Annotated in this window: 30 protein-coding genes; 28 read left to right on the top strand and 2 right to left on the bottom strand. The window is 44.8% G+C overall.

Features of this window, described 5'->3' with window-relative positions; genetic code table 11:
• Positions 1-10 precede the first annotated feature (10 nt).
• The 22 genes from mtrB to NYE35_RS21455 all read left to right on the top strand — a co-directional run bounded on the left by mtrB (position 11) and on the right by NYE35_RS21455 (position 19,295).
• Positions 11-259 carry a trp RNA-binding attenuation protein MtrB gene (gene mtrB, locus NYE35_RS21560; protein WP_051490908.1) on the top strand — a complete coding sequence of 83 codons (249 nt, stop codon included), beginning with the start codon at positions 11-13 and terminating at the stop codon, positions 257-259.
• A 92-nt stretch (positions 260-351) separates the two neighbouring features.
• Positions 352-894 carry a hypothetical protein gene (locus tag NYE35_RS21555; protein WP_038572433.1) on the top strand — a complete coding sequence of 181 codons (543 nt, stop codon included), beginning with the start codon at positions 352-354 and terminating at the stop codon, positions 892-894.
• A 115-nt stretch (positions 895-1,009) separates the two neighbouring features.
• The gene (locus tag NYE35_RS21550) at positions 1,010-1,879 is read left to right on the top strand and encodes a heptaprenyl diphosphate synthase component 1 (protein ID WP_036676391.1); all 870 of its coding nucleotides are present in this window, start codon (positions 1,010-1,012) and stop codon (positions 1,877-1,879) included.
• Between the two features lie 9 nt (positions 1,880-1,888).
• A complete protein-coding gene (locus tag NYE35_RS21545) occupies positions 1,889-2,635 on the top strand; it encodes a demethylmenaquinone methyltransferase (RefSeq protein ID WP_036676394.1) in 747 nt (248 codons plus the stop codon).
• Positions 2,628-3,500, top strand: coding sequence for a UbiA-like polyprenyltransferase (locus tag NYE35_RS21540; protein WP_036676227.1), 873 nt, complete (start codon positions 2,628-2,630; stop codon positions 3,498-3,500). The genes NYE35_RS21545 and NYE35_RS21540 overlap by 8 nt, the downstream gene beginning before the upstream one ends.
• Complete coding sequence (locus tag NYE35_RS21535) at positions 3,500-4,102, top strand: UbiX family flavin prenyltransferase (protein ID WP_036676229.1); 603 nt, start codon at positions 3,500-3,502, stop codon at positions 4,100-4,102. The genes NYE35_RS21540 and NYE35_RS21535 overlap by 1 nt, the downstream gene beginning before the upstream one ends.
• A 4-nt stretch (positions 4,103-4,106) precedes the next feature.
• Positions 4,107-4,967: a menaquinone biosynthetic enzyme MqnA/MqnD family protein gene (locus NYE35_RS21530; protein ID WP_076101474.1), complete on the top strand. Its 861-nt coding sequence runs from the start codon at positions 4,107-4,109 to the stop codon at positions 4,965-4,967.
• Entirely contained in the window at positions 4,964-5,932 is a 969-nt protein-coding gene (locus tag NYE35_RS21525) for a polyprenyl synthetase family protein (RefSeq protein WP_036676233.1), read from the top strand. The genes NYE35_RS21530 and NYE35_RS21525 overlap by 4 nt, the downstream gene beginning before the upstream one ends.
• Before the next feature lie 99 nt (positions 5,933-6,031).
• Complete coding sequence (gene ndk / locus NYE35_RS21520; protein ID WP_036676234.1) at positions 6,032-6,475, top strand: nucleoside-diphosphate kinase; 444 nt, start codon at positions 6,032-6,034, stop codon at positions 6,473-6,475.
• Between the two features lie 27 nt (positions 6,476-6,502).
• Positions 6,503-7,306 carry a CheR family methyltransferase gene (locus tag NYE35_RS21515; RefSeq protein ID WP_036676236.1) on the top strand — a complete coding sequence of 268 codons (804 nt, stop codon included), beginning with the start codon at positions 6,503-6,505 and terminating at the stop codon, positions 7,304-7,306.
• Positions 7,307-7,411: 105 nt separating this feature from the next.
• Positions 7,412-7,573 carry a hypothetical protein gene (locus tag NYE35_RS21510; RefSeq protein WP_169744788.1) on the top strand — a complete coding sequence of 54 codons (162 nt, stop codon included), beginning with the start codon at positions 7,412-7,414 and terminating at the stop codon, positions 7,571-7,573.
• A gap of 192 nt (positions 7,574-7,765) precedes the next feature.
• Positions 7,766-8,935 (top strand): chorismate synthase, encoded by a 1,170-nt coding sequence (gene aroC / locus NYE35_RS21505; RefSeq protein WP_341122026.1) that lies wholly within the window; start codon positions 7,766-7,768, stop codon positions 8,933-8,935.
• A 2-nt stretch (positions 8,936-8,937) separates the two neighbouring features.
• A complete protein-coding gene (gene aroB, locus NYE35_RS21500; protein WP_341122025.1) occupies positions 8,938-10,041 on the top strand; it encodes a 3-dehydroquinate synthase in 1,104 nt (367 codons plus the stop codon).
• A complete protein-coding gene (gene aroH, locus NYE35_RS21495; protein WP_036676241.1) occupies positions 10,035-10,409 on the top strand; it encodes a chorismate mutase in 375 nt (124 codons plus the stop codon). The genes aroB and aroH overlap by 7 nt, the downstream gene beginning before the upstream one ends.
• 432 nt (positions 10,410-10,841) lie before the next feature.
• Entirely contained in the window at positions 10,842-12,407 is a 1,566-nt protein-coding gene (trpE, locus tag NYE35_RS21490; RefSeq protein ID WP_036676243.1) for an anthranilate synthase component I, read from the top strand.
• A gap of 41 nt (positions 12,408-12,448) precedes the next feature.
• Positions 12,449-13,489 carry an anthranilate phosphoribosyltransferase gene (trpD, locus tag NYE35_RS21485; protein ID WP_178944283.1) on the top strand — a complete coding sequence of 347 codons (1,041 nt, stop codon included), beginning with the start codon at positions 12,449-12,451 and terminating at the stop codon, positions 13,487-13,489.
• Positions 13,479-14,309 carry an indole-3-glycerol phosphate synthase TrpC gene (trpC, locus tag NYE35_RS21480; RefSeq protein ID WP_339210377.1) on the top strand — a complete coding sequence of 277 codons (831 nt, stop codon included), beginning with the start codon at positions 13,479-13,481 and terminating at the stop codon, positions 14,307-14,309. Before trpD ends, trpC begins: the two co-directional genes overlap by 11 nt.
• A complete protein-coding gene (locus NYE35_RS21475; RefSeq protein WP_036676248.1) occupies positions 14,302-14,979 on the top strand; it encodes a phosphoribosylanthranilate isomerase in 678 nt (225 codons plus the stop codon). Before trpC ends, NYE35_RS21475 begins: the two co-directional genes overlap by 8 nt.
• The gene (trpB, locus tag NYE35_RS21470) at positions 14,976-16,175 is read left to right on the top strand and encodes a tryptophan synthase subunit beta (protein ID WP_341122022.1); all 1,200 of its coding nucleotides are present in this window, start codon (positions 14,976-14,978) and stop codon (positions 16,173-16,175) included. Before NYE35_RS21475 ends, trpB begins: the two co-directional genes overlap by 4 nt.
• Positions 16,172-16,996: a tryptophan synthase subunit alpha gene (gene trpA / locus NYE35_RS21465; RefSeq protein ID WP_076147359.1), complete on the top strand. Its 825-nt coding sequence runs from the start codon at positions 16,172-16,174 to the stop codon at positions 16,994-16,996. Before trpB ends, trpA begins: the two co-directional genes overlap by 4 nt.
• 60 nt (positions 16,997-17,056) lie before the next feature.
• Positions 17,057-18,154: a histidinol-phosphate transaminase gene (hisC, locus tag NYE35_RS21460; protein WP_076127634.1), complete on the top strand. Its 1,098-nt coding sequence runs from the start codon at positions 17,057-17,059 to the stop codon at positions 18,152-18,154.
• A 46-nt stretch (positions 18,155-18,200) separates the two neighbouring features.
• A complete protein-coding gene (locus NYE35_RS21455) occupies positions 18,201-19,295 on the top strand; it encodes a prephenate dehydrogenase (RefSeq protein ID WP_036676253.1) in 1,095 nt (364 codons plus the stop codon).
• Positions 19,296-19,806: 511 nt separating this feature from the next.
• Here NYE35_RS21455 and NYE35_RS21450 read toward each other — a convergent pair.
• Positions 19,807-21,111 (bottom strand): CynX/NimT family MFS transporter, encoded by a 1,305-nt coding sequence (locus tag NYE35_RS21450; RefSeq protein ID WP_341122020.1) that lies wholly within the window; start codon positions 21,109-21,111, stop codon positions 19,807-19,809.
• Between the two features lie 217 nt (positions 21,112-21,328).
• Positions 21,329-21,895 carry a helix-turn-helix domain-containing protein gene (locus tag NYE35_RS21445; protein ID WP_038572428.1) on the bottom strand — a complete coding sequence of 189 codons (567 nt, stop codon included), beginning with the start codon at positions 21,893-21,895 and terminating at the stop codon, positions 21,329-21,331.
• Positions 21,896-22,091: 196 nt separating this feature from the next.
• On the opposite strand from NYE35_RS21445, the gene NYE35_RS21440 reads away from it, so the two are divergent.
• The 6 genes from NYE35_RS21440 (at position 22,092) to NYE35_RS21415 (ending at position 26,372) form a co-directional block, all read left to right on the top strand.
• A complete protein-coding gene (locus NYE35_RS21440) occupies positions 22,092-22,268 on the top strand; it encodes a hypothetical protein (RefSeq protein ID WP_143766109.1) in 177 nt (58 codons plus the stop codon).
• 551 nt (positions 22,269-22,819) lie between these two features.
• Positions 22,820-23,407 (top strand): RNA polymerase sigma factor, encoded by a 588-nt coding sequence (locus tag NYE35_RS21435; RefSeq protein WP_036676255.1) that lies wholly within the window; start codon positions 22,820-22,822, stop codon positions 23,405-23,407.
• Positions 23,408-23,559: 152 nt separating this feature from the next.
• Positions 23,560-24,006 (top strand): hypothetical protein, encoded by a 447-nt coding sequence (locus NYE35_RS21430; RefSeq protein WP_051490909.1) that lies wholly within the window; start codon positions 23,560-23,562, stop codon positions 24,004-24,006.
• Between the two features lie 177 nt (positions 24,007-24,183).
• The gene (locus NYE35_RS21425; protein ID WP_036676257.1) at positions 24,184-24,771 is read left to right on the top strand and encodes a histidine phosphatase family protein; all 588 of its coding nucleotides are present in this window, start codon (positions 24,184-24,186) and stop codon (positions 24,769-24,771) included.
• Positions 24,772-24,860: 89 nt separating this feature from the next.
• Positions 24,861-25,946 carry a hypothetical protein gene (locus NYE35_RS21420; RefSeq protein ID WP_076101463.1) on the top strand — a complete coding sequence of 362 codons (1,086 nt, stop codon included), beginning with the start codon at positions 24,861-24,863 and terminating at the stop codon, positions 25,944-25,946.
• 246 nt (positions 25,947-26,192) lie between these two features.
• Positions 26,193-26,372 (top strand): IDEAL domain-containing protein, encoded by a 180-nt coding sequence (locus tag NYE35_RS21415; RefSeq protein ID WP_036676261.1) that lies wholly within the window; start codon positions 26,193-26,195, stop codon positions 26,370-26,372.
• Positions 26,373-26,549: the final 177 nt, after the last annotated feature.

Raw genomic sequence — 26,549 nt, 5'->3', positions numbered from 1 at the left:
AGGATGAGTGATGATGGATAAAAATACGGGTACTACTCCGCTTCCAACGGGCAGCGACTATATTGTGGTTAAAGCTAAAGATAATGGCGTTCAGGTCATTGGGCTAACCAGAGGTACAGATACACGTTTTCATCATACAGAGAAGCTGGATAAGGGCGAGGTATTGATTGCCCAGTTTACTGATCATACCTCAGCGATGAAGATTCGCGGTAAGGCTGAAATATGGACAAAGCACGGACAATTGGAAAGTGAAAGCTGAAAAGCAGGCATAGCCTGCTTTTTTTCAAAATATAGTAAAGATAAATGATCGTATTAGCTAAGAGTGGGAATTATGGATAAGGAGGCGTGTTCATGAACAAGGCCTGGTGGGTCGGAGCCGTATTACTCTTGACTGCAACCTCTGCTGTAATATTGCCCAAAGTGGCAGATATGGATTCTACCTTACAGCAACGCAATGGTGCAGTAGAGACTTTTACTGGCGGCCATAACACAGTGCTAGACAACGATAATCTTGTTGATGTTCTTGGCGCACTTCCATTGACCTTATCCATTGATAGCGTAGGCTGGGAGGATCACGTTCTGTCACTGGATTTAAAAGTGAGCGGAAATGATCATGAACCCCAGGAGCTTTATCGAAATATGGCGCAGGCTATTTCTTTTGCTTTTCAAGAAACCTCGAATGTGGATCAGCTTTTGCTGCGCATCGTGGTCATGGATAAATGGCTGGATAGCCGCCGGCTGCTGCTAGCAGGGGATATCAGACGCACGGAGTGGTCGGCTGAACTCCAGAATGAACTTCAGTCTGCGGGTAATCTCCCCATATCCGAGCGACTCAAGACGGGCTTCCGTATTAGTGAGACTGAGCTCTGGAAGAAGCAGTTCATTTATCCTTGAGAAGAATAAAAGAAACTCAGTCGTACCACAGTGCGTGACAAAAAAACATGTGATATAATAGACAAGATTGTGAACAAAGGAATTATTATTAATGTCAATGGCTTCGGAGGCTGAAATGAAACCGTACTGCATACCGCAACTGGCAAAACCCTACACCGACTACGACATGATTCAGAAGCATACGGATTTGCCGCCGTTTTCTGATGGCCGGGGTCATTTGTTATATATTTTTCTAAACCATGGATCTTCTGTTAAAGGAAATGCTGGTGAGTTGTATACGCTCGTAACAGCACTTATTCAACTTGGACTAGATACACATGAGGTAATTGACCGCTCGAATGATAGACGCGGTGGAGATCCTATGCGTTCCCGTCAATTAAAGGTATTGGCTGGCGATTATTTCAGTAGCTGGTTTTACCATCTGCTTGCAAAGAGTGATCAAATTGAGATGGTTGGAATCTTGAGTAAGGCGATTGCTGATTTCAATGTCTTGAAAGCGAACCTCTATGTGAAGATGAGAGGAATCCGTCTTTCGGCTGAACAATACTTGCGGCACATGGTACAGCTCAATATGCGGCTGTTCCTTTCTTTTACGCCCATGATCGAGAATTCCTTAGTGGAGTTGTGGGAGAAGTTATTGACAGAATTCAGTCAGTGCGAAACTGTTGCCATAGAGCTTCAGCGTTGTGATAACCTTGAGAATGCTAGCAATGGTTATTGCTACTGGAAGATGCTGGAGTCAGCGACAGAGGAAGAACGCAAACAGCTTCAAGACCAGAACCTTGATCAGAAGGACTGGAAGATGCTGAAGATGAAATATAAATGTGATTCTCTGCTGACGGACAAGCTCCATCAGTCGATTCAGTCGATTCAGGGACTATTACAAAGCGTTAAAGACGAAAGCCTGCTTAGAGAGCTTGAGATAGCGCTGGATCGTATTCTCCTGCAGATGAAAGTCTCAGGACAAGCAGCCGTGGAGGGTTAGTGGATGACTATGGACAAAACTACAACTGCTGTGGGTGATAACAGCAAGCCGAAGGAACAGTTTGTGCACTCGGTGTTTGAGAGTATTGCAGGTAAATATGATTTGATGAATGATATCTTAAGCTTTCGCCGCCATAAGGCTTGGCGCAAGTTCACGATGAAGAAGATGGGCATGAAGCGCGGGGATTCAGCTGTAGACTTATGCTGCGGCACTTGCGATTGGAGCATTGCCTTGGCAGAAGCCACACAGACAGGGAATGTGATAGGACTTGACTTTAGTGCTGGCATGCTTGAAGTGGGGCGCCGTAAGGTGGAGGAGCGCAAGCTTCAGGACCGGATCTCTCTCGTACAGGGCAATGCTATGGAGTTGCCTTTTGAAGACAACGCATTCGATTATGCAACGATTGGTTTTGGACTCCGCAACGTACCGGATCTTGTTCAAGTGCTGAACGAGATGAAACGCGTGGTAAAACCCGGAGGAATGGTGGTCTGCCTGGAGCTTTCCAAGCCGATGAAACAACCGTTTAAAGGTATCTATTTCTTTTATTTTCAGCGTGTACTTCCATTGCTGGGCAAGTTATTCGCTAAAAGGTATGAGCAATACAAATGGCTGCCAGAATCGCTGGCGCTGTTCCCTGACCGGGAGCAATTAGCTGCTATTTTCCGTGAAACCGGACTGCAAAAAGTGGAATCCTTCCCCTTGACCGGAGGCATCGCGGCATTACATATTGGGCTCAAGGAGAACGGGAATGTTTAAGAAAATCGGTATCTTTTTACAAATGATCAAGTTTGAACATACGGTATTTGCTTTACCTTTTGCTTTTATGGGCGCTTTACTTGGTTCCGTTGTCATGTCTGGCACGCTACCTTCCTGGAGCCAGATTGGTTGGATCGTAGTGGCTATGTTTGGGGCACGGAGCGCTGCTATGGGGCTGAATCGACTGATTGACCGGATAAGTGATGCTAAGAATCCTCGCACAGCGGGAAGGGCTATTCCTGCAGGATTATTGAAGATCGGTGAAGTCGTCATTTTTATCGGCATTTCGTTTTTCTTACTCTTTTGGGCAGCCTTTAAGCTGAATCCTTTGTCGGCCAAGCTCTTGCCAATCGCAGTTTTCCTTCTTGTTATTTATTCATTTACGAAGCGCTTTACATGGGCTTGCCATCTTATCCTCGGTCTGACCATTGCGCTTGCACCTTTAGGCGGTTGGGTAGCTGTGACCGGTAGCGTGAATTGGACTTCAATGGTATTTTACTTCACTATTGTGTTTTGGACTGCAGGTTTTGATGTAATTTATTCTTGTCAGGATGTTGAGTTTGATCTAAAAGAGGGCTTGAAGTCCATTCCGGTTCGGTTCGGGGTTCAAGGTGCACTCATTATTGCCCGCGTATTTCACATTCTCACGGCGATTGGATTCGTATCGTTGCTGTTTATGACGGATTTAAGCTGGTGGTATGTAGCAGGCATGATCATCGCATATATTATTCTCTTTTATGAGCATTACATTGTATCTCCGAGTGACCTGAGCCGTCTGCAGACTGCTTTTTTCACTATGAACGGCGTATTGAGCATCGTAGTGTTCTCTTTCACTTTGATTGACTTGGTGGTGCAGTTCTACTAATGACGCTTACTAAACCGAAAAACATCGTGGTTGGAATTACAGGAGCAAGCGGTGCGATATATGGTGTTCGTCTAACTGAAACCTTGCTGTCACTAGGCTACTCCGTGCATTTGGTAGTTAGCAATGCGGGCTGGCGCGTATTTAAAGAAGAACTTGGCTATATCGCATCAGACCGGGAGGGCTTTTTGAACGAAAGGTTCAAAGGCTATCCCGGTTCTCTGCTTTATCATCCTGTTGCGGATATCGGCGCATCCATTGCAAGTGGTTCGTTTCGTGTGGAAGGGATGATTATTATGCCTTGCTCTATGGGAACATTGTCCGCGGTAGCGAATGGGACCTCTGATAATCTGATGACACGTGCTGCTGACGTTATGCTCAAGGAAGGACGCCCACTGGTGCTTGTTCCTCGTGAGACTCCACTGCATGCTATTCATCTAGAGAATATGTTGAAGCTGTCCCGTCTGGGAGTTCGGATGATTCCCGCAATGCCGGCTTTTTATTTTGGGCCGCAAAGTATGGATGATCTGATTAATTTCATGGTGGGTAAAGTGCTTGACAGCTTTAATATTGAACACAATTTATTTCGAAGATGGGGGGATTGAAAGGATGGACAATAACAGCCACACCATCATCGGCAAAATCAGCTATACCAACTCATGGCCGGTATTTCACAATTTTCATCCCTCTGCATTAAAATATCCTGCAGAGATGGTGAGTGAGGTACCTGCCATTCTTAATCAGGGGATGAGCCGTGGAACTATTCATGTAGGTGCTTTATCCTCTTTTGCTTATGCTGAGGCCAGTGACAAATTATTACTACTACCTGATTTATCGGTTAGCGCGGACGGTCCTGTGAGATCAATATTCCTTTTTTCCAGGGTGCCATTTGCTCAGATTGGTAGCGGTAAGATTGCTGTTACGAATACTTCTGCAACCTCGGTAAATTTGCTGAAAATTTTAATGGAAAAAGCTTTTGGCAATAAACCGGAATATATTAGCGCTAATCCTGATTTGGATGCCATGATGCATGAAGCGGATGCCTGCTTATTAATTGGTGATAATGCTATTAAAGCCTCATGGCAGGATCAAGGTTATATCGTTACTGATCTAGCTGAGGTTTGGAAGGAATGGACGGGCTTAGGGATGACCTTTGCGGTCTGGGCAGTGAACCGAAAGGCTGCTGAGGACAAACCGGAGGCTATTTCTGAGATTGCAGAGGCTTTTGCCGAGAGTAAAATGCGGGGATTGAGAGATTTAGATCCTATTGTACAAGCAGCTTGTTCTAACATTGGAGGAACAAAGTCTTATTGGGAAGGGTACTTCCGCAATTTATGTTATGATTTTGGAGAAAGGCAGCAGCAAGGTTTGAACCTCTATTTCCGCTATGCCTATGAGATGGGCCTGCTGCCGCAGGAAGTGAAGATGGAGATTTGGAGCCATAAACTGTTGACACGGGTGAAAGAATGAAACGACTGCAAATATTCGGATTGCTGAACAGAGATATGGATCAGATTGAAAAAGAGCTGTACCGCAGTGTACAGGGGGATGACGATCTGCTTACAGAAACCTCCCTGCATTTATTAAAGGCAGGCGGCAAAAGATTACGTCCCGTATTTGTCCTGATGGGCGGGAAATTCGGTAAGTATGATCTGGAAAAGCTGAAACGGGTAGCGATACCGTTAGAGTTGATCCATAGCGCTTCACTGGTCCATGATGATGTGATCGACGATGCAGAATTGCGCCGTGGTGAACTCACCGTAAAAGCAAAATGGGGCGATAAAATTGCCATGTACACTGGTGACTACATATATGCAAAAGCGCTGGTTATGACTACGGAGCTGAAGAATCCACGAATTCATCAAATTCTGTCTAAGGCGATGATCGAAATGTCGATCGGAGAGATGGAGCAGATTCGTGACTTTTTCAACAGTGAGCAAAGTGTACGTCATTATCTACGGCGTATCCGCCGCAAAACAGCCCTGCTGATTGCAGTTAGCTGCCAACTCGGCGCACTTGCTGCTGAGGCAGATCCAGAAGTAGCTCGCCTGCTTTATAATTATGGATATAACGTGGGTATGGCGTTCCAGATTCGTGATGATTTACTGGATCTCTCAGGCACAGAGAAACAGATTGGTAAACCTCCGGGCAGTGATATGCGTCAAGGAAACATTACACTTCCAGTGATTTATAGTCTTGAGGATGAGCGGCTGCGCGAGTCATTGCTTGAGGAACTGAAGTCTATACGTGAGGGCCATAGCACGGTAGGACGTGCGATTGATCTTATACTTTCCGGAGACGGAATCGCCCGCTCTGAGGAGCTCGCTTCACGTTATATTGACAAGGCGCTGGCGGCGCTGGAACAATTGCCTAATAATAAGACTAAGCGCAATCTGCGTGATATTGCTTATTTTATAACAGGAAGAAGTTATTGATCTTCTGGTGAGATTGAAATTAAACGTTTCCAGAAAGCAATGTTTCTGTTAAGATAGCGTCAAAACAACCCTTCAAATGGGAAAATGGAGAGTGCTTCTATGGAAAAGACGTATCTGATGGTCAAGCCTGATGGAGTTCAACGTGGATTAATAGGGCGTATTGTTACCCGCTTTGAGGATAAGGGGTTTAAATTGGTCGCTGCTAAGCTGATTACAGTTAGTGAGGATCAAGCGAAAAGACATTATGCTGAGCATGCAGGCAAAGACTTTTTTTCGGAGCTGGTCTCTTTCATCACTTCAGGTCCAGTGTTTGCAATGGTATGGGAAGGCGATGATGTTGTAACGTTATCCCGGACACTCATAGGCAAGACAAAAGTTGGAGAAGCTCTGCCAGGCACGATTCGTGGCGACTTTGCCAGCCATACACCACTTAATCTAATTCATGGATCAGACTCGCCTGAAAGTGCAGAACGGGAAATTGCTAATTTCTTTGCTCCAGATGAACTGAATCAGTATAACAAAGACATCGCAGTCTGGATGTAAGGTCCAGGTGGGAGGCAGGGGATTAACATGTCTGATCGTAATGTTGCAGCATTAACAACAGATCCGGATTATAGCGGATTTATTCACAACGTTAAACAAAGCACCGGAATTGATCTGGCTCAATATAAAGAAGCGCAGATGAAGCGGCGTTTGACGACTCTTCGAATGAAGAATGGGTATCATACCTTCAGTGATTTTTTTGCAGCGATGATGAAAAATAAGGACTTATTTTATGAATTTTTAGATCGAATGACGATCAATGTCTCTGAGTTCTGGCGGAATCCGAATCGCTGGGAAGTTTTGCGGGATATTATCCTACCTGACCTCCAGCAGTCGGGCCGCAAATTAAAGCTGTGGAGCGCGGCGTGTTCCACTGGCGAAGAGCCTTACACGCTGGCTATGATTTTGTCGGACAAGAATATATTGGCGCAGACAGGCATTCTTGCCACTGACATTGATGATGGCGCTTTATCCAAAGCAAAGCAAGGTCTTTATTTGGAACGTTCTTTAAAGGATGTGCCGAAAGACGTGGCAGCACGTTACTTTACACCGGAAGGCCCTGTTTTCAAGGTCAGCGATTCACTTAAGAAAAACATAGATTTCCGCAAACAGAATCTGCTCTTGGACAAGTTCGACGAAGGTTTTGATCTTATTATTTGTCGCAATGTAATGATCTATTTTACTGAAGAGGCGAAGAACAAGCTCTATCATAAGTTTTCGGCTAGCTTACGTCCGGGTGGTTATTTGTTTGTGGGCAGCACAGAGCAAATCTTTACACCGGCTCAATACGGTTTTGAATCGACGGAAACTTTTTTCTATCGTAAAAAATAAATATTTTTTGCTCCTTCGCCATTAACTTCAAAGGTATACTTTCGCAAAAGTTCAGTGATACTGGATAGTAGAATCTGTACGCTAAGTGAAAGGAAAGTTAAACCGATGGACAAAAGCAAGGTCATTGCCGCGTACAAACGAGGCTTTATCACCGTTCGTGAGTGCGGGCAAATTCTCGGTGTGGAAGAAATGCAATTGGAGCGCCTTCTGCAGCTGGAAGAGCGTAAGTCTACATTCCCTCCACCAAGTCAGCGGCTCGGCAGCTAACAAGCTGAGGACCCAGCCGAGGAGCGCCATTCATACTCTTAAGGGTATGGATGGCGCTTTTTATTTCGATATACATAGAGTGTTTCTAGGGAGAGCCCTTTCTTGTCAAAGCGGATTCCCTATACTATAATGAGCAAAGATCATAGGATTTTAGCGGTTTACAGTTTAAAAGTATAAAAGGGGGAAGACATCATGAGTTTACGCTATTTAACAGCGGGGGAAACGCACGGCCCCCAGCTAACGGCTATTATTGAGGGATTGCCAAGTAATTTAACTTTGGATTTTGAAGAGCTTAACTTTCAATTGCATCGTCGACAAAAGGGATACGGACGTGGACGCCGCATGCAGATTGAGAAAGATACGGCACAAATAGTCGGTGGAGTACGTCACGGCTATACTACAGGTGCTCCGGTAGCCTTGGTAGTAGAGAACAAGGATTGGACTCACTGGAAGAACATAATGAATATTGAACCTATTCCAGGCAGTGATGAAGAAAAACGCCGGGTAAATCGGCCGCGTCCTGGACATGCAGATTTGAATGGTGGATTGAAGTACAATCATACGGATCTTCGCAATGTTCTGGAGCGCTCCAGTGCCCGCGAAACAGCAGCCAGAGTTGCATGTGGCGCTGTAGCCAGACAGCTGCTGGCAGCTTTTGGTGTGAAAGTAGCAGGTCAAGTCATTCGTATTGGTGAAATCGAGGCACCTGCTAATGATCTGCCTATCGATGAGCTGATTGAACGCACAGAACAGTCCTCTGTCAGAGTTGTCGACAAAGAAACGGAACAGAAAATGGAGGCTTACATAGATCAAATCAAGGAAGAGGGCGACTCCATCGGTGGAATCGTTGAATGTATCGTCGAAGGACTGCCCCTCGGACTTGGCAGCTATGTACAGTCAGACCGGAAGCTGGACGGGGCGATCGCTGGGGCAGTGATGTCGATTAATGCCTTCAAAGGCGTTGAAATCGGCATTGGGTTTGAAGCAGGTAAATTGCGTGGATCGCAAGTCCATGATGAAATTATGTATGAAGCTTCTAAAGGATACTATCGCGCAAGCAATCGTTTAGGCGGTTTTGAAGGCGGGATGACGAATGGTATGCCGATAGTGGTTCGTGGTGTTATGAAGCCTATTCCTACCTTGTATAAGCCACTTCAAAGTGTAGATATCGATACGAAAGAACCTTTTACAGCTCAAGTAGAACGTTCGGATGCATGTGCAGTTCCAGCGGCATGTGTGGTTCTGGAAAGCGTAGTGGCATGGGAAGTTGCCAAAGCTTTTCTTGATAAATTCGGCGGGGATTCTCTCGAAGAAATTAAAGCGAACTATGAAAACTATCTTGCACAATTGGAGAGTTATTAATCATGCGTACGATCAATGTAGATTTAGGAGATCGTTCTTATCCAATTCACATCGGTAGTGGTCTGCTGCAGAACATTGGCCAGTACTGTGCTGAGGCTGGACTGTCCACTCGCAGCCCAATACTGGTTGTGAGTGATAGTGAAGTAGCTCCACTGTATTTACCGTCGCTTGAAGAAGCTCTACGTCAGCAAGGCTATACCGTAGTCAGCCACATTATGCCGGCAGGGGAAGCATCCAAATCATTAACCGTGTATGAAGAGGTTATGACGACCGCGATTCAAGCGGGACTGGATCGCAACTCAGCTGTGTTGGCTTTAGGTGGCGGGGTTGTTGGTGATTTAGCTGGTTTTGTAGCAGCTACCTACATGCGCGGAATAGGATTTCTACAAATTCCAACGACGATTCTAGCCCATGACAGCAGCGTAGGCGGCAAAGTGGCTGTCAATCATCCACTAGCCAAAAATATGGTTGGTGCGTTCTATCAACCTTCGCTGGTGCTTTACGATTTGGATACCCTTCGCACGCTTCCGCCACGCCAAGTCTCTTCTGGCCTGGCTGAAGTAGTGAAGCATGGTCTGATTATGGACAAAGAATTCGCATATTGGTGCCGTGAACATGCTGATGAGCTGCTTGCTCTGAATGCTGAAGCACTCGGCTATGCCCTTGAGCGCGGTTGTGCAATCAAGGCTCATGTCGTAGCGAACGATGAACGTGAGCATGGACTTCGGGCGATTCTGAATTTAGGACATACGATCGGACATGCTATTGAAGCGGTTGGCGGATATGGCGTATTTTTGCACGGTGAAGCGATTGCGATTGGTATGGCGGGTTCGGCGCTACTGGCTGTAAAGCTTGGACATGATCGATCCATTTATGAGGATACAGTATCTATGTTATCTGCACTTTCATTGCCTATACAGCTTCCTTCTGAATATGATGAAGAGGAGCTAATGGAAGCAATGATGCATGATAAGAAATTCAAAGAAGGCAGTATGACTTTTATTGTGCCTGATGCCATAGGAGCCGTAAGCATTGTAAACGATGTACAGGAATCGCTTGTGCGAGAGGTTCTCGCAGAGCTTAAAAAGGAGGGGAAACCGTGGTAAATCGAGGGATTCGCGGAGCAACTACCGTGATTAATAACGAAGAAACAGAGATTTTGCGTGAAACCGTTGTGCTGCTGCGGGAGATCGTAGAACGTAATGATGTTATAGCTGAGGATATTAGCAATGTATGGATTACGATGACCAATGATCTGGATGCTACTTTTCCGGCAAGAGCCATTCGTGAGATTGAGGGCTGGGAAATGGTGCCACTTATGTGTTCAACGGAGATCCCTGTTAAAGGCAGTCTGCCGATGTGTATCCGGTTAATGGTGCAGTTTAATACGGATAAATCACAGCGTGAGATCCGCCATGTATATCTGAATGAAGCTCAGAAGCTTCGTCCGGATTTGTCGCAGAGTAAGTCTTAAATTTGAGTTGTGGGTTGTCAATGACCCTTGTCATCATGTATAGTGTAATTAGCCGAGTATAGAAGAGTTTAGTTGAGTTGAGATGAGTATAGTTGAGCAGAGTGCAAGAAATTTTTGCGAATATAAGAAAGTATAAGCTTTGTTCTATACATTCTTATATTTCACGCATATACGCTTACCGTCCTTATAAGGACGCTGAAGACGTTTATGCCTGATTAGCAGTTTTTGTGTACGCAGAGTCTTTATTTTGATATGTACTGGAGTGTTATTTCACATCCGTGATGTATCTTATTTAGAGATAAGTCTGTAGGCACAACATAACGATGCTGATCATTGCTCAAAAACATATACTTACTTACACAAATCCTCTACTTTGGTAGAGGGTTTTTCTGTGTTTCGGAAAGATTTATATAACTAAGGGGGCATCTAAAAATGACGAATCCAAGTGTTCAAGAGGTGGTAAAGCTGTCGCAGGATTATAATCTGATTCCTGTTGTGAAGCGGCTGCTGGCTGATATGGAAACACCTATCCGGTTATTCCAACGTTTTGCTGAACGTGACCGCGCGTTCTTACTAGAAAGTGTAGAGGGCGGCAAACAATGGGCCCGGTATTCGTTCATCGGCAGCGATCCCTTTTTAATGATATCGGGAAAAAAGGGTGCAATTAACGTAGAGATCGACGGTAAGAAAAAACAGCTGCATGGAAAGCCGATTGAGGAGCTTAAAGCACTGCTTCGTTCATACCGTAGCCCTAAGCTGGATGAGATGCCGCCATTTACTGGAGGAGCTATCGGATTTTTTGGATATGATCTGCTGCAATATTATGAGAAGCTGCCTGAGCATCCAGTAGATGATCTCCAAATGGATGATATCCGGTTTATGTTCTGTGATCGCATCATTGTTTTTGATCATGTGAAACAACAAATTCTCCTAGTTGGCAACCTGCATGTTAAAGACGGTGATACGGACTCAGATATCAAATCTAATTACGAAAGCTTAAGTCGTAAGCTTGAGGATATGGCCGAAGAGCTGCAAAAGGAAGGGCCAAAGGAAAATGTGAACCGCCGCAGCATTCCGCAGGATATTGAGCTGGGTGAGATTCATTCCAACCTGACTAAAGAACAATATATCAACAACGTAGAACAAGCGAAGGAATACATTCGGGCTGGCGATATTTTTCAAGTGGTGTTGTCGCAGCGCCTGCATATTGAAACGGAGGTTTCTCCACTGCATGTATACCGGATGCTCAGGACGCTTAACCCATCTCCATATATGTATTATTTGAAAATGGATGAAGAGATTATTGTTGGAACCTCACCGGAAGCGCTCGTAAAGGTAGATGGAAACCGTGTGGAGACACGGCCGATTGCCGGAACAAGACCAAGAGGTGAAAGTGAAGCTTCGGATCGTGCTTACGCCGCGGAGCTGCTGGAGGATGAAAAAGAACGTGCAGAGCATTTGATGCTAGTTGATCTAGGTCGTAATGATTTAGGAAGAGTGTCCAAATTCGGTTCTGTAAAATGTGATTCCTTTATGGAAATTGAAAGATACTCTCATGTCATGCATATGGTATCGAATGTGTCAGGCACGCTTAGCGAGGATAAAGATTTCTTTGATGCCTTTCTCTCCTGTCTGCCAGCCGGTACTGTCTCAGGAGCACCTAAGCTACGGGCAATGGAGATTATTGCTGAATTGGAGCGAGAAGCCCGTGGTGCTTATGCGGGGGCGATTGGATATTTGGGATTCTCGGGAAATATGGATTCATGTATCACCATCCGTACAATCATCTTCCGTAAGGGCAGAGCATATGTGCAGGCTGGGGCGGGTATCGTTTGGGACTCGGTTCCGGAGAAAGAGTATGAAGAGACGGTGAATAAAGCGAAGGGCATGCTAAAAGCTATTCGTATGGCAGAGGCTATGTTCCCACCCGAGATAAAAGAGAAACAAGTCATCAATCAAGATTACATGTACACATATACCCCTGAACAGGTGGTTTGATTAATATAAAAGATTACATTAAGGCTGGGAGGATGAACATTATGGATGCAACAAAATTGATACAATCAGGAATCGCTGGACTAATCGAAGGCAAAAGTCTGACACGTGGAGAAGCACGGGATATAATGGGTGCAATCATGCTGGGAGATGCTTCTCAGGCGCAAATCGGATCACTGCTGACCGCTTTACGGATTAAGGGAGAGACCGTGGAGGAAATTACGGGGTTTGCGGAAGCCATGAGAGGTTTCGGCACACCTGTCCTTACTGAAAAAGCGCGTCTGCTAGATACATGTGGTACGGGCGGTTCCGGCATCCATAAGTTTAATATTTCTACCGCCTCAGCGATTATTTCATCAGCGGCTTCTGTACGAGTTGCCAAACATGGCAACCGCTCAGCTTCCGGTAGAGCAGGAAGTGCAGATGTACTTGAAGCTTTGGGCGTCAACATTCATCTGAATGCGGATCAGGCTCGGGAATGCTTGGATCGAATCGGCATTTGTTTTTTATTCGCGCAAATCTATCATCCTTCGATGCGGCATGCGGCGGCACCGCGTAAAGAGCTTGGAGTGCGGACGATTTTTAATATGCTTGGTCCGCTTACGAATCCCGCGGGTGCTGACCGTCAGCTGCTGGGGATTTATGATCGGAATAAGACAGAGACGGTGGCTAATGTACTGAAGGAGCTGGGGTCCAAGCGTGCGATGGTTGTCAGCAGCTTGGATGGTCTGGATGAAATCAGCATCTCGGCCCCTACATTAGTGTCTGAGCTAAAAGAGGGCATCGTAACCACGTATGAGGTAACGCCAGAGGCATTAGGTCTTAACAGACATCCACTGGAAGCTGTGTTGGGTGGAGATGCAGCTGAAAATGCGGCGATTATTACCTCGGTCCTTCAAGGGCAGATTAATCCTTATCGTGATATCGTTCTTGCTAACGCCGGAGCCTGTATATATGTTGCTGGTCTGGCAGATACCATGGCCGGAGGCGTAGAGAGAGCAAAAGATGTAGTGGATTCAGGCAAGGCACTATCCAAGCTTAATCAGCTTGTAGCTATGACGGAGGAACTTAATTATGTATCTTGATAAAATTGTCGCGACTAAGATTAAAGAGGTTGAATTGCTCAGTAAAAACTTTTCGTTGGCACAAGCAGAGCGTGATATTGCGCTTCTTTCGGCAACAAGAGGCTTTCGTAAGGCTCTGACCCAAGGGAAGAACAGAGATATGGGCTTGATCGCTGAGGTGAAGAAGGCTTCTCCTTCCAAAGGGTTGATCCGTGAAGATTTTGATCCTGTTTCCATTGCAAAAGGATATGAAGCTGGAGGCGCTGATTGTTTATCTGTTCTGACGGACACAGAATATTTCCAGGGCAGCGCAGCTTATCTGCAGCAAGTGAAGGAAGCTGTAAATCTGCCGCTGCTTCGCAAAGATTTTATTATCGATGAGAAGCAAATCTACGAAGCACGTCTTCTCGGAGCGGATGCCGTGTTGTTGATCGTCGCTATTTTGACACCGGCACAACTGTCTCATTTTATAGATATAGCTTCAGGGCTTGGATTGGATATCTTGATTGAGGTGCATGACCGAAATGAACTGGCGGCTGTACTGAGCACAGAAAAGATAACCCAACCTAACGTCCTGCTAGGAATTAATAACCGTAATCTACGTACCTTCGAGACCTCTTTGGAGACAACAGCCGAGCTGGCAGCTCTTGTGCCGCAAGGTGTTCCAGTGATCAGCGAAAGTGGAATTTCCGGGTCAAAAGACATCGGCTACCTAAGAACTACTGGTGCTCACGGAGTGCTCGTTGGGGAGTATCTAATGCGTCAAGCTAACGTAGAGGATGCGGTTAACGGTTTGCTCGGTGAGCTTCCTAACGGAAAGGACCGTGTCCGGCATGGCTGAGACATTAGTAAAAATCTGTGGACTTCAGGACGTTGAAGTGCTAAAATCTATGTTACACTTACCACTAGATTATATCGGATTTGTTTTTGCACCTAGCCGCCGGAAGGTATCCATAGAGCGTGCTGCCGAACTGATTGCAGAACTTCCAAATTGGAAGACTGGTGAAATTCCTAAGGCTGCAGGAGTTTTTGTTAATCCGGAGCTGGATGAGTTGAACGAATTGTTGTCTGTGGTGCATTTAGATGTAATTCAGCTCCATGGACAGGAGAGCCCGGCTTTTTGCCAGCAGGTTCGCCAAGCTTATCCACAGGTTCAGGTATGGAAGGCACTGTCCGTTGCTGATCAAGAGCGGGATAAAGCTGAAAATGAATATACCTTGGAAGATTACGCAGCTGCAGTAGATGCGGTTTTATTAGATACTTATGATCCATTGCAGAGCGGCGGCTCTGGCCGAACCTTCGCATGGAACAAATTACCTGAGTACCAAGAAATTGCAGTACGACATGGCTTGCCCTTGTTTGTGGCTGGAGGGCTTCATTCAGATAATGTTGGTGAATTGCTTGATACCTATGTCCCGTATGGGGTAGACGTATCGAGTGGAGTAGAGACTGACGGCATTAAGGATATTCAAAAAATGACAGCTTTTGTGGAAAGGGTGAAGCAATCATGATACAAGTACCGGACCAGCATGGACGTTTCGGTTCATTCGGAGGCCGCTTCGTGCCCGAGACTTTGATGAATGCATTGATTGAGTTGGAGGAGGCCTACCGTAAGTTTTCGGCAGATCCAGCTTTTCAGGAAGAAATAGATTATCTATTAAAACAGTATTCCGGACGGGAGACCCCGCTGTATTATGCGGAACGTCTGAGCAAACATCTGGGAGAAGCTAAAATATATTTGAAGCGTGAAGATTTGAATCATACAGGTGCCCATAAGATTAACAACGCGATTGGTCAAGGGATTTTGGCCAAAATGATGGGAAAAACGAAGGTAATCGCTGAGACTGGCGCGGGTCAACATGGTGTAGCCACAGCTACAGTTGCATCTCTGCTAGGTATGGAATGTAAGGTGTTTATGGGGGAAGAGGATACGCGCCGCCAGGCCCTTAATGTATTCCGGATGAAGCTGCTTGGTGCAGAAGTGATTCCCGTTACTTCCGGATCGCGCACTTTAAAAGATGCCGGCAACGAAGCGCTTCGCTACTGGGTTAGCAATGTAGACGATACCTTCTATATATTGGGTTCAGCTGTAGGACCGCATCCTTATCCGATGATGGTCCGTAACTTTCAGCGGGTTATTGGGGATGAAACACGGCGCCAGATTCTGGAGGCTGAAGGAAGGCTGCCGGATCTGCTCGTAGCTGCTGTAGGCGGTGGCAGTAATGCCATCGGTATGTTCTATCCATTCGTTGAGGATGAAAGTGTCGGTATGATTGGTGTAGAGGCGGCTGGTAAAGGCATTGATACCCCTTTTCATGCGGCAACAATGAGTAAAGGAACTCATGGCGTATTCCAGGGTTCGATGAGTTATCTCTTGCAGGATGAGCATGGACAAGTAACAGAAGCACATTCCATCTCCGCAGGCCTGGATTATCCTGGTGTGGGTCCTGAACACTCCTATCTAAAAGATATCGAACGCGCAAAATATGTACCGATTACAGATGCAGAGGCGCTAGATGCACTGAAGCTGCTTTGCGTAACGGAAGGTATTATTCCAGCGTTAGAATCAGCACATGCGATAGCTCATGTAGTGAAATTGGGTCCAACCCTTACCAAGGATGATATTGTTGTCATCTGCCTGTCAGGCCGGGGAGACAAAGATGTAGAATCCATTATGGCGTATACAGAAGGGAAGGGAACTGAATGACAACCCAAACTACAAACCGGATGGATTTGGTATTCCGGAAGCTTAAAGCTGAGAACCGGACCGCATTGATTCCTTTTCTGACTGTTGGAGATCCAGATTTGGAGACTACTCTTGCCATCATTACTGAACTGGAGACAGCAGGTGCAGATATTCTGGAGCTGGGAGTACCTTACTCTGATCCGCTTGCAGACGGCCCTGTAATTCAGAGAGCATCTGCCCGGGCACTGCGGGGTGAAGTTCACCTGCGCACTTGCATGGAGACCGCGCTAAAGGCTCGTCAAGCCGGCAGCAGTTTGCCATTTATCTTGTTTTCTTATTACAATCCTATCCTGCAAATGGGTCTTGATACGTTTTTTGCTGATCTGAACAAGCATGAAATTAGCGGACTTATTATCCCGGATCTTCCCGTTGAGGAATCAGCGGAGATGCGGCGCCGTAGTGATGAAGTTGGAGTCAACCTCATTCCTTTAGTTGCACCAACCTCAAGCGAACGTATTGCAAAGATTGTATCCGGTGCGAGCGGGTTTATCTATTGTGTATCTTCATTAGGGGTGACTGGAGAAAGATCCTCTTTCCATGCGGATGTAGAAGCCTTTATTGCTTCCGTTCGTCAAGCTACGGATCTGCCAGTGGCTGTAGGATTTGGGATCTCTACTGGCGAACAGGTTGCCCGTTTTGCTCAGATTTGCGATGGTGTTGTAGTAGGGAGTGCCATTGTCCGCAAAATAGAAGAGGTAATTCCGTTGCTCGATCATCCTGCTACGCGGAATGAGGGACTGTTGCAAATTCGAGAATTTGTGGCACAATTAAAAAGACCATAACAGTGTCATTCTGACCTGTGTATAGTGGAGTAATCAACTATGGAGAGCGAGGACTATTCAATGAATCCAAAACCGAATATAGTTAATCTCCCTGTCTACAAACCAGGGAAACCTATAGACGAAGTCAAGAAGGAGCTTGGCTTAAGTGAGGTTATTAAGCTTGCATCCAATGAGAACCCGTATGGAGCTTCACCGAGTGCAAAAGAAGCAATTCTAGCAGAACTTGAGAATCTTTATCTTTATCCGGACGGCTCAGCCGTTGAATTGACTTCAGCACTGTCCAGCCGTCTTGGCGTGAATAACGACAATATTATTTTTGGCTGTGGCTCAGATGAGATTATTGCACTTATTGCTCGTGCCTTTTTCTTGCCAGGTGATGAGACCATCATGGCGGACCAGACCTTCTCCGTGTATAAGAGTAACGCAGACATCGAAAGTGCGGTATCTATTGAGGTGCCACTTGTAAAAGGGACACATGATCTGGATGGAATGCTGGCCCGTATAACAGACCGTACTAAGGTTATCTGGATCTGTAATCCGAATAACCCAACAGGTACGATTGTACCAGAGGAAGCTTTGGTTTCTTTCCTGGATGCTGTGCCTTCCAATGTAATGGTTGTCCTTGATGAGGCATACTGTGAGTATGTAACAGATCTTTCATACTCCAATGGCATCCAGTTACTGACTCGTTACAAGAATTTGGTTGTGCTTCGCACATTCTCCAAAATTTATGGCTTAGCTGCATTGCGTATTGGATACGGTGTTGCGAGTCCTGAGATCATTTCGTTGATCAACAAGGTACGCGAGCCATTTAATACCTCTCGTCTTGCTCAAGCTGCAGCTCTTGCTGCTTTGAATGACCAAGATTATGTGCAGGAATGCCGTCGTCTTAATAGCGCGGGTATTGTCCAATTGCAAGGTGAATTCAAACGTCTGGGTCTAGAATCCTTCCCGGCACACGGGAACTTCATCATGGTAGATGTTCGTAAGCCTGCTACAGAGGTCTTTGATGCTTTGATGCGTAAAGGAATCATCGTAAGAGCGGGTCATCAGGTTTATCCGACTTATATTCGGGTTACTGTGGGCTCGGCTGAGCAGAATACAGCTTTTATCACCGCGCTGGAACAAACTCTTATAGAGAGTGGAGTACGCGCCTAGTAATAACAGCAAGTCAAGACTAAAGAAGGCAGGTAGTTCAAAGAACATGACGACAAAAATAGCAATATTCGGTGTCGGTCTGATCGGAGGCTCACTGGCCCTTTGCTTTAAAGGCAAGGAGGGCCTGACCGTCGTTGGCCATGCCCACCGTCCTGAATCCGCGAGTAAGTATATTAGCAGAGGTGTGGTCGATAGTGCCACATTGTCTGTGGAGGAAGCGGCAATCGATGCCGATTTCATTTTTTTATGTGTGCCGGTGGGTATGCTAGAGGATTATTTGCAGCAGTTAAGCAAATTGCCGCTCAAGCCCGGCTGCATCATTACAGATGTTGGAAGTACGAAAGCTAGTATTGCCGCATGCGCGGTCTCTTTGGATATTCCTGGAGTACATTTTATCGGCGGTCACCCTATGGCAGGATCAGAGCGTTCAGGTGTTGAGGCAGCTTCATCGCTGTTGTTTGAGAATGCCTATTACGTATTAACGCCTCCACCGGGAGTGCCAGACGAGGCTTATCACGCGTTGGAGTCCTTACTCCACCTTACTAGAGCGCAGATTGTACGCCTTAATCCAGAACGTCATGATGAGATTGTAGGTGCCATTAGTCATTTGCCACATATTATTGCGGTTGCGCTGGTAAATCAGATTAAAGCTTATGATGATACTGACTCCTTGTATAGTACGTTAGCTGCAGGGGGCTTTCGGGATATTACACGAATTGCGTCCAGTGATCCAATTATTTGGCGTGATATCTTGTTAAACAATCGTTCAGTGATGCTTCGATTGTTGAAGGATTGGAACGAGGAAGTTTCTTCTTTTGTTCGTTTGCTGGAAAGTGAAGATGGTGTAGGGATTGAAGAGGCATTTCATGAAGCCAATGGCTTCCGTAGTCAATTGCCTGAACGGCGTAAAGGTATGATAGCACCTTTATTTGACCTACATATTGATGTACCGGATCATCCGGGGATTATCGGTCGTATTGCTACAGAGCTGGGGGATCAAGGAATTAACCTTAGCAACGTACAAATTATCGAAAGCCGTGAAGATGTTCCGGGGATTATGCGTCTCTCATTCCGTCAGGAGAACGATATGGAGCGGGCGAAGATCCTGTTGCAGCATCATGATTATACGGTATACGTGTAGTATTAAGGTTCGCTCAGGTTCGTTTTCAAATCGTAATAAACAGCAAAACAGCGATTCTCATGTTGATAGAGAATCGCTGTTTTTTTTGTTTGTTGGTTTGTTGGTTGCTTAGTTCAACATGCCGCCGTCAGTATCATCATCGGTATCGCCATCGCCATCACTATAAGTACCAGTATAAGTACCACTATAAGTACCAGTATAAGTACCAGTATAAGTACCAGTATAAGTACCACCTAGTACTTACGGACCCTAATGACGTTATTTGCTCGTTTTTTGCCTTTGAAGCAGTCTTTCGGACTCCACTGACACTATTTCATATGAAGAGGCTTATATTGGGTGTTTTTCGTGCCAATAGCTGCTATGCGGTCCGTTAGCATCCCAAATGTGGATTAATGCTGTATTTAAGGTCAACTGTGTCCGATAGCGTCTTCGTACAAGCTAAATGTTTATTGGATCAACGAAGAAAAGAAAGGAGTGCCGCAAAATGCTTCCGGATTAATACCCGAAGACTCTAATTTAGGTTTGGTTTGTTGCAACTGTTCCCAAACTCGCTTTCTTCATTTCGATCAGTATTTCTTCCAAGAAATTCTCTGGTACTTGAGTTTGTTTCCTCGTAACTAGCTTGGCTACCTACAAAACGATTTCTTGCTGCTCCTAGACCGACAATAAAGAGTAAGACCGAAGCGCCAAGCAGTATGAAAAGTGGCAGGTTCCAACTATTTGTCGTGTCATGCAAATATCCTATAAGGGCAGGACCAATTGCGGCAAGCAGATATCCGATCGATTGCGCCATACCAGACAGTTCCGCTGCTTGATGCGCACTTTTAGTACGTAAACCGAAAAACATCATGGACAAGCTAAAGGCGCAGCCTCCACCAATTCCGAGTATGATAATCCACAACAGAATGATATTGGAGCTTCCGTAAAGCAGTCCGAGCGTTCCCGTCAAAAGCAAAATGGTTGTGATGAACACTAACGAACGTTGATTTGACATTCGCCCTGCAATAACGGGGACAATAAAGGTAAATGGAAGCAGCGCTAACTGCATTATTGAGAGGTACCATCCTGATTGGCTTGAGTCAATGCCTTGCTGTTTTAAAATTTCAGGCAACCATGCGATCAGCACATAGAAAATCATAGACTGCATCCCCATAAACAAGGTTACTTGCCAGGCAAGAGGGGAACGCCAAACATTCACATCATTGCCGGCCATCTGTTGACTTGTCGAGGCTGTTTGCTTCGTATGCTTCCTTAATTGAGGCAACCAGCAAAGGATCGATACAAAGCTTAGGATCCCCCAAATTCCCAATGCACCCTGCCATTTTAAACCTGCGTTTGCAGCTAGCGGTACACTGATTCCCGAGGCGATCGCTCCAGATAAACTCATTGAAATTGCAAATACACCAGTCATGGCACCGATTTTATTAGGGAAATCACGTTTGATTAAACTTGGCATTAATACATTACAAACGGCAATTGCAAATCCAAGAATTGCAGTTCCAATATACAGATTTGCAGCCCCAGATAAAGAACGTATTACAATACCAACAGTCAAAAAGATCAGGGCAAACAAAATTAAAAGTTCTACTCCATACCTACGTCCTAGTTTTGGTACTAGAGGCGATATTAAAGCAAAGGTAAGTAAAGGTACCGTTGTTATCAGGCCTGCTAAAGTATTGGAAATATGAACGTCACCCCTTATGAGACCCACTAAAGGACCGACCGAGGTTAAGGGAGCACGTAAATTTGCGGCAATAATAATAATGCCGAGTAGTAGCAGCCCTAAAGATGATGGTACGAATTTTTTATTCGGCATTCTTCATTTTCCCTCCCAGAATTAATGCGTACTAATATCCGCGCGGACAATGAAAGTATAGTATAATATATTAAATTTAACAATAAGTATTTTAAAGTTTACTTTATTGAGATTGTCCTATATCTTGAAATGCTTAAATTAGTTAAAAAAATACAACTCAGAGTTTCCATATAGAATGGAATACTGAGTTGCATTTTATAGGTGAAATTTTCGACTTTTAGAAACCATATTTTAAGGAGATATGGAGCACTGTTTCGCTATTTGTATGATTGGTATAAGAGTGAGGGCGGTCTGCACGAAAACTGATCGTATCATATTGATTCAATGTGTACATTTCTCCATCGACTCGAATTTCAATGGAACCAGTCATTACTGTCGCAATTTCAGTTGTATTCACATGATGACCTTCAGGGTGATACGAACTATTTGGCTGTAAGTAAGCCCGACACATTTCAATATCGTTGCTTACGTTTTTAAAGACGGGTTCAATGATCCAATTCTTTTGATCATTAGAAAACCGGAGACCTTCACCTGCTCGATACAGACTAACAGGGTCTTCAGATTTGAACAAAGCTAATAGGGGCAAAGATATGCCTTTTGAAATTTTCCATATTATCGCCAAAGTTGGATTTGTCTCGCCACGTTCGATATTCCCCAGAGTAAGTTTGCTTACGCCTGTTAATTCCGCTAAGTCATCTAAGCTCATGTTTTTTTCTTTTCTGTACTTTTTCAAGGCACCGCCGATTTGTAGTACCAGTTGTTTTGATTCATCGATTTCATCCATTTCAAATTCACCTCAATAAATAACTTTATAGCTAGTATATTGTTTATTTTGACTCTTTTCCATACGATTAGGATTAGAGGGTGGATAACACACGCAGCTAAACAAAATCTGACGTCTATGTAACGAACCTGCCCGTAAGCTTATCACCGTCCCCGGTTTAATCCTTTATTTTTGCAAAAGGAAGGATACCAATGGGGTGAGCGCAGAGGAGGCTATATTTGTAGGTGATCATCCAATGAATGACGTACAAGCGAGCCGTAACGCAGGGCTGCAAGGCATTTGGAAACGTAATGAGCATATACCTCTTCAAGTGGACGCAGACGGGGTAATAGATGATTGTGGGGATTTGTGGAAGCTAATTCGCTCGCTATAGTAAAATAATCTGATATTGACCATCTAAAAAAGGTAGAGCGCTTTCAGGACAAAAAAAGACCGCTTACAAAGTAAGCGGCTACAGTTCACAATAAATTGGAACCGTTAAGTATTGGATAGGAGTGGAGAGAAACCATACTGTACTTTTATTATATGTATACGTTTACATTTTGTCAACAGTTTTTAAAAATTGATAAATGTGTTATTTTTAAAGCCGGAATCTATGTCAGAAATCCAATGTCGGGTCTTGTTGGCGAGAGGACCTATCTTAAGTCTATTAATGTCATCCTATGAGAATATGTGGTACAATAGAGCAGGTATGTTTCTAGATTCGTTTCTATATTTATGTAAAATTAGAAGTATGCCTTATTTCTTTTTGTCTTCTTCATATACATCATGCCTTAATTATCGGGTAGTTGAATATACATAGGTGTATTTCATAAAAAAACTAAATATTTGCAGTAACACCGCAACTTTTAAAGCCCAAACCGGTATAATAAGTACGGACCGGATGGGAAAAGACGTGCAAGGGCGAGGAGGGCCAATCTCACCATGACGGATTCCCAGTTGATCCAGCAAATCAAACAAGGAAACACAGAATTATATTCAGAATTAATGCGTCGTTATCAACGTAAAATACTAGCATTTGTATATCATATGCTTAGAAATTCACATATGGAGCTTATCGCAGAGGACCTTTGTTCGGAGACCTTCTACAAGGCATTTCGTAGTTTGCATTCCTTTCGAGAGGTAGATGCTTCATTCTCAACATGGCTGTACACTATCGCCCGCAACACTGTGCTAAGTGAGCTTCGCAAGAACCGTGCCGGTAATGTATCTCTGGAAGAGAGTGGATATACACCAGTAGCACCGTTTGAAGTTGCACCCGAGCAGGCTGCATTGCGCAATGAACGGATGAATTTGGTCCGTGAGGCGATAAATAATCTTCCCGAAAAACAACGCTCTGCACTTATCCTACGTGAATATGATCAAATGGACTATCAAGAAATCGCAGAAATTTTAGATCAGAGTGTAAGCTCAGTGAAATCATTATTGTTTCGTGCCAGGAGTAGTGTGAAGCTTCAACTCGAATCCTATTTCAATGAGCCTGAAGTTGAAGAGCAGGTTGAGAGGGTGTAAGGCGAATGAATTGCAGGGAAGCGCAAGAATGTATTCCGCTCTTGTGGGACGCTCCCCCCACACATCCTAGGCGGATTTTACTTGAAAGACATATTGAAACTTGTCCTTACTGCGCTGCAGAATGGGCTCTATGGCAAGAGAGCAGCCTGCTTATGCAAGATTTGAGGGAAGAGATCAGTGAAGAGCGTGCTGAAGCCATAAATGTTAAAGTCATGGAGCGGATTTATTTAGAGAGTCCATGGTTGATGCCCGGTGACGGGAAATCTGCTGGGACCTCTGCTATTGTTCGCCATCGGCTTAGCTTATGGATCGCATGCTTTCTGGCAATATTTCTGTCCAGCGTTCTTTATTTTACGATGTTCAGAACTCCAGGTGATGCAGTTGTTGCTCAGAGTGGAATTGTGGAGACAGGTGTCGCTGGATCCTCGATGGAATGGCAATCAACGTATCCAATTTTGGGCTCTGAAGGTGGGATCATTGAACCCCTTGTAGTAAGTATGGGACCCACTCATCCTCAATACTGGATGATGTTATCGATGTTAGGTGTAGGCTTTGCAGTATTTTCATTAACTAGGCTGAATCGTTATCGCCGATCATAGAGGTTATTAGACGTATGTCTTTGCTTCCGTTGTTTATAATATTCAGAACATTGAAGGAGTCCCTTTACTTAATGTAATGAGGGGCTTTTTGCATTGTAAAACTCATAAAAAGAAGACTTTTTATTTCATCCATGTTACATTAAGAGACAAATACTTTGCTGAAAAGGGGGAGGCAACATGCTAATCGGCTTGATACGCCATGGATTGACGGACTGGAACGCGATAGGGAAAATACAGGGACAAAGTGATATTCCACTTAATGATGAAGGACGGATGCAAGCTGCAATGCTTGCTGACCGCTTATTACAGGAACCGTACAGCTGGGACTACTGCGTTACTAGTAATCTTTCCCGCGCTGCTGAGACCGGTAAGATTATTGCTGACAAGTTAGGAATTCCGCTATTAGAACCTGATCAGCGTATCCGGGAACGTGCTTATGGGCAGGTAGAAGGGCTTACTGCCGCAGAACGTGAAGAGAAGTGGGGTAAGGAATGGAGCCAGCTCTCCCTCGGTCAAGAAACCGACGAACAGCTTCAGGCTCGGGCTCTTGCTTTTATGGAAGATATTTCTGCACTGCATCCCAATCGGAATATACTCGTCATATCCCATGGAGGATTTCTTGCTCAGCTGTATACTGCTCTTTACAAGGATAAGTATTCTGAACGAATTGGCAATCTATCCTTGACGATTCTGGAGAAGAAAGAGCGGGAATGGAATCCTATTTTATATAATTGTACTCGCCATATCCTGCAAAATCAGCATTAACCCGGGCTTCGGGTTATTTTTTTTGCAATAAAGGGAATAAAATAGGCAGTATTCCCCATAATGGTAGTAAAACGGTGAGGCGATAAAACATGAATCTGGCGGATATGCTTACTTATGCAGATATTGGACAGCTGACCGCCATAGCGGGCCGCTACCGGTGTGAATGCAAACAGAATTCCAAACACGACTTGATCCAAAGTATTTTGATTATGCTTGGAAGCAGAAGTTTTATGGAGTCTCATATCCGGGAATGCGCTCCGGAGGATTTACGGTTTTTGAATACATTGCTTTTTGATGAACGCACATACTTTAGTCTTGAGGATTTGTTGGCTGTGGCAAGGCAAGCGTCCTTTGATGCACCTGAAGGGAAAACTGGAGGTTTCCGGGAGATGGTCTCTCGTTTCAAAAGTGGAGGCTGGCTTTTTAGTGGTTCCTCACAGCAGACCAGATATTTGTACCAGGTACCCAAGGATTTAAAAGAACGTTTTCGGGAGACGATGAGTGCACATATCAAAGAGAGCATCGCAACTAGCCCTGAACCTGTTATGTATCGCAGTGAAGGAGAATTAATGATCAGTGATCTGGTAATGCTGCTGAGATATATTAAGGACAATGAGCCAGAACTGAATCAGGAAGGGGCAATGTATAGGCGGTACCAGCAAGGTGTGATGAACGCGCTTCATATTCCGGAGGAGCTTCTTAGCAAAGGCGGTTGGAGGTTTGGTTATGGGAGAGCTTGTGAGCATTATCCTCCAAGATTTGCGCTTTTGTATGACTATATTCGTCACCGCCGCTGGATCTCTGAGGAAGGCTTCCGGCTAAGGCTTACTGCGACCGGTGAGGCTGTGTTAAACGATGGAAAATGTGATTCGTTGATGCAGATATTCTCTTTTTGGTTAAGACTATATAAAGGGGCTGTGCCAAATCTACCTTCACTTGTGTATTGGATAAGCATTAGCGCCGGTAATTGGGTGACAGTACCTTCTTTAGTGGATGGTGTGGGGTGGCTAATTAAACCGTTTTATTATGACAGTGCTGCTTCTATTCTAGAGCAACGAATAATACGGATGATGGTGCACCTAGGGATGCTTAAATTGGGCGAGACTTCTGGTGGACTCGCTGTGATGATGACGCCATGGGGGATAGAGACAGCCGTACCTAAGTATCTTCGGTAGAGGTGCGCATGCGAAAAGGCTTATGGGGATTACATACGCAGATGTAGGAATCCGTTAATGCTGCTGATGGGTACAATAGAGGAAGTATTGAGCGTAATGGGCAAATATGTAGAACGAAGACAGGATTGATGAATATGCTTTAGTAGGTGCCGCTTCTCTTGAAACCGAAAACATAATCATCTTGATGGATATCAAAATATCAAATAACAAGAAAAAAGGATCTCTTAAACAGCGGAGGTGTATCGAATGGACAAAATGAAGGCTACGTATGAAGTGATGCTAGGACTTGCGGCAGAAATGGTGTGGGATGAAGCGCTGCGAAAGCGTCGCTCCGACATCTTGCACCGTGAGATTGACACGGCGCTGGCTACCGGAGATGAGATGGCTTTCCGAAATCTTACTGAGGAACTTAAAAGTTTGGCATAAAGAAATGCGCTTAGCGCATTTCTTTTTTTGCTTATAATCTACTCACTTTGCTTAAACGAACGAAAATAAAAAATCTAAATCTGGACGTTCATCCTCCTCCTTCAATATAATGGGTTCTATAACTTCAGGAAGATCTGCGAAAGATCAAAAAGATTAACAATTATACATAGGGAGATG

The sequence above is a fragment of the Paenibacillus sp. FSL L8-0494 genome, from assembly GCF_038003695.1.
Classification (GTDB): domain Bacteria; phylum Bacillota; class Bacilli; order Paenibacillales; family Paenibacillaceae; genus Paenibacillus_AQ; species Paenibacillus_AQ odorifer.
This window is presented reverse-complemented; position numbering and strand designations above follow the sequence as displayed.